Origin of the sequence: Burkholderia sp. 22313 (assembly GCF_052045245.1) — a bacterium.
Classification (GTDB): Bacteria; Pseudomonadota; Gammaproteobacteria; order Burkholderiales; family Burkholderiaceae; genus Burkholderia.
In genome coordinates, this window is sequence record NZ_JBQEON010000073.1 from 1 (window position 1) to 3996 (window position 3996).

3 protein-coding genes are annotated in these 3996 nt (G+C 58.4%); 1 reads left to right on the plus strand and 2 read right to left on the minus strand.

From position 1 onward, the window contains the following. Together ACTJKF_RS31265 and ACTJKF_RS31270 are read right to left on the minus strand one after the other, a co-directional pair. Nucleotides 1–537: T6SS immunity protein Tli3 family protein (locus ACTJKF_RS31265; protein WP_440628989.1), on the minus strand; the 537-nt coding region annotated here is incomplete at its 3' end. Continuing rightward, on the minus strand, nucleotides 527–2500 hold the full coding sequence (locus ACTJKF_RS31270; RefSeq protein WP_440628991.1) for a T6SS effector phospholipase Tle3 domain-containing protein: 1974 nt from the start codon (nucleotides 2498–2500) through the stop codon (nucleotides 527–529). The genes ACTJKF_RS31265 and ACTJKF_RS31270, both read right to left, overlap by 11 nt. Before the next feature lie 175 nt (nucleotides 2501–2675). Here ACTJKF_RS31270 and ACTJKF_RS31275 point away from each other — a divergent pair. After that, nucleotides 2676–3955 (plus strand): IS3 family transposase gene (locus tag ACTJKF_RS31275; protein WP_440623614.1). Its coding sequence is split into 2 segments (ribosomal slippage): nucleotides 2676–2934 and nucleotides 2934–3955, totalling 1281 coding nucleotides; the frame shifts between segments, so codons are not numbered across the junction. Nucleotides 3956–3996 lie beyond the last annotated feature (41 nt).

Genomic DNA, 3996 nt, shown 5'->3' on the forward strand with positions numbered 1-3996 from the left:
GTATCGAGTAACAATCAGATAGTCAGATGTCTCCATCGGTTTTTCGGATACAAACATCGCATCCTTTGTTGCAATAATCGTATATTTCTTCGAATCCTTGAATGGCTTAAAGATGTTCCTCGCATACACCATCCCATGAAACGTGTTGCCGCCATCCGTTGAGTACGCCATGACAGGATTACATCCTCGATCGCCACATACTGTATAAGGCGCGACTGCAGATGGAAACACGAGATTCATTCCAGTCGGATCAGCATTAATGATTCGCCCCTGGAAATTCTCGACGGTTCCCCGTCCAAGCTTTCTGCGGATACCTACTTTCGTATCGTTGTAGAAAGTTTCGCCGTGATAGCAATCACGATATCGCTCCAGCGTCACGAACCGGTGATCGTCAAGCCGGTAAATGACTTGGGGTGGCGAGTCGTAAGGCAGTTCCTTGGCGCTCAGAAAGTCCGCGAGGCTGAATGAATACGGACGCTGCGCACTACAGGCCTGCATCAGCAGCATCAGTGCGACGATGATGAGATTACGTAACATTGGAATTTCCCCATTCGACACGTTTTGCGTCGGCCCGGCTCTTTTCTTCGGCCACGGTGCTCCAGTCGATCACGTTCGGCTTTTCGACAGCCTTGAGAACGCCATCCGTAAAGTACGGATCGTAGCCTCGCGTCCAGTCGGCCTTCTTGATCAGGCGAGCCCAGAAATCCCAGTCCTCGGCAGCATCACAAAAACCGATCGGCAAGTCCCAGGCCACGACGCGTTTCATGAACTCGACATGCGACGGCAGCGTGCTGTGATTGGTGGGCTCGGGACGGTAATTGTTGATCCGCTCCTGGAGTTCCTCTTGTGTCTCGAGTGAACGCGTGCGCCCGCTGTTGGCATATACGTCTTCGCGTGTTTTGTATTCTTCGCGTTCATATAACGAGGCAAAGTTGGGAAAGGTGGGATCCTCATAAGCTCCCTTGGTCGGGTCATCCTTGTCCGAATTAAACTTCCCCCATTCCGACGCAAATTTTCTGGATTCCTCGAAGGTCGCCATTTCCTCTGCCGTGAGCGGATTCGGTACGCGCTCCGCATTGATCGTGACGGTCTGGTTGGGCTTCGGCACAGCCCATAGATTTGTCAGGCCGAACACCCCACCAGCCGGCCCGCGATTGCCATTCCAGAAGTCCGTCGTTTTCGCACCAGGGACCAACTTGTCCTGCGGGGTCGGCCGCAGTGTGCCGAACGGCCGAACGCCCGGTTCATCACCCACCGCCATTTCACGCGCCAGCATCCGCTGCTTGACGGTATCGCCGAGCTCCGTCAGCAGTTCATCGCTAATGCCTTGCCAGCCAATGCTCTGCAACGTCGTGATGCCCATCACCCGATCATGCGGCGTGAAATAGACGTACAGGCGGCCATGATTGTCGCGCTCCGGCATGCCGTCATGCAGCTTCAAATCCGGCCGCCAGAAATTCATGTCTCGTGTTGCACCGACGTGCAATTGCTCCATCATCTCTTCGGTGTAGACGCGCTTGTCCCGCTTGATACGATTCGCGATCTGGCGGAACGTGTTGACGCGCGCCTGCGCAGTCGGCCGCTCACTCCCGCAAGTCAACGCATCCGTCGCCTTGTCATCGACCGCAAACGGCGAGTTCATCACGAACAATGCATCGGGCGCGCGAGTCTTGCACAACGCAGTCGCAGCCATTGCGATCATGGTGCCCTGACTGTGCGACATCACCGTCACCGTGTCGCGCGGGCACTCGGTCCGAATTTCGTCAATCAGGTTCGCCAGGCGCTGCGCCGCGTGCGCGTAGTAGTCGCGCGGCGGTGCATCGTGCAACTGCCGCTCCACTTCCGTGTTGAGCCGTTGCAGGTCGAAGCCGTAGATCGTGCGCGTGAAGCCTTTTTCACTCCACAGCTGCTGCAGGTTGTTCGTGCCGTTCTGGAAAGGGCCGCCACCCCAATACCATGGCGTGTTTTGGCTGTGATCCTCAACCTTGTGTGGCGTACATTCAGGCGCCCAAAAATCGGAACCCTGCTGATCGCGCAATGCGATTCGCCAGTTTTTCTCCTTACCTTTTTGCGCTCGGTAGCCCCAATAGAAGCGGATCACGGGCGAATGTCCACTTTGTTTTATGTAGCGCGTCACTTTATAGCCCGTGCTTTCGTCATTATCCGAGTACACATTCGGCGTTAGCTCTGACGAATGCCCCTTTCGAAGTAGGCGTTCATTCAATCCATCGCAAAGCGCCTGCTCCGCCGCGTCATACCACTCACCCTCGGAGTTCACGCCATGCACGAAGATGACGACACCAGGCAGATGCGGAGGAATCCGCGCCTCGGCTCGCACCTGATAGCTCGTTGGCGTCAGGTACGACTCCCAGAACGGACGGCCCAGATGATCGCGCTGCATCGGCACGACGCGCGTTGCGTCTTCGTGCCGATAGCGCTTTGGCTGTGTTTCGGTCGGCGTGTTCGCCGTATCGCCCGACCGATTAATTGAATCGTCCATTCGCTCAAGCTCCCTTGTTGTTCTTCGACAGCATCAGCTTGATTCCCTGTGCAATGTCGTTCGGCGTCAACGACGTTTCCCCCTTTGCGCTCGTGATGCCCTCCACGATTCGGCCGTCTGGAGATGACCCGCTTTCGTGGACACGATCTATCCTGTCAAGGAGGAGGTACGGATCATGTCCAAATACCGAGCGCCCTATGCACCGGAATTTCGGCAACAGATCGTGGACCTGGTACATGCCGGGCGTCGCCCCGAGGAACTAGCCAAGGAGTTCGGTCCGAGCATACCGACCATCTACGGCTGGGTTGCCCAGGCCGATCGTGACGCCGGCATACGGCCCGACGGATTGACCTCGACCGAACGCGAAGAACTCTCGCGCCTGCGCCGCGAGAACCGCCAGCTCAAGCTTGAGCGCGAGATTCTGGCAAAAGCCGCGGCCTGGTTCGCGAGGGAGACCGGAACGCTGCCCGACAAGGGTTCGAGTTCATGAAAGCGAATCAGGCCACCTGGCCTATTGCGACGATGGCACGGCTGCTGGGGGTCTCTGCCAGCGGCTTCTACGTCTGGCGCCAACGAGCACCATCGTCGCATGCTCGCAGTGATGCAGATCTGTCGGCCCGCATCCGTGCTATCTACGCCGGCTCACGCGGCACCTACGGCATGCCCCGCGTTCATGCGGAACTTGCCGAGCAAGGCATCCACGTCGCCCGCAAACGGGTCGCGCGACTGATGCGCATCGCGGGTCTGCGTGGCGTGAGCCGACGCAAATGGATCACCACGACACAACGACAAGCCGGAGCACGCGCCGCACCAGACTTGGTGCAACGGCACTTCAACGCCGATGCGCCGAATCGGCTGTGGGTCGCCGACGCGACCTTCGTGCCGACCCGCGCAGGCTTTCTCTATCTGGCCGTGGTGCTGGACGTATTCAGTCGCCGCATCGTCGGCTGGGCGATGGGTCGCCACCTGCGCACGGAGCTGATGCTCAAGGCCTTGGATATGGCGCTGGCGCAACGCCACGCCAAGGGTGTCATTCACCATTCCGATCAAGGTTGCCAATACACCTCACTGGCGTTTGGGCGGCGCTGCCGCGAGGCCGGCGTGCACCCATCCATGGGCTCCGTGGGCGACTGCTTTGATAACGCCATGTGCGAGTCGTTCTTCGCCACGCTCGAATGTGAATTGCTCGCTCGCACGCGATTCGAAACCCACGAGCAAGCCAGCCGCGCGATCTTCTCATTCATCGAAGGTTGGTATAACCCGCATCGCCGCCACAGCAGCCTTGGCTATCGCTCGCCGATCATCTACGAGCAGATCCACCGCGAACAAAACCGACCGTGCTCGCCGAGTGAGTTGCCCACCGCCGGCCAGCGTCATGCTCGTGATAGGCGACCCGCCGGCCGGCCGTGGACAACTCACAGCACCACGCCAAACGGAGGAACTCCACCTGCTTAAAATTTAACTGCCCAACCGTTCACGGAAACGGGTCAGCCTCA

What these genes read in the sequence shown, in the direction of transcription:
- ACTJKF_RS31270 (WP_440628991.1), bottom strand. Translation starts at nt 2,500, where the DNA reads ATGGACGATTCAATTAATCGGTCGGGCGATACGGCGAACACGCCGACC.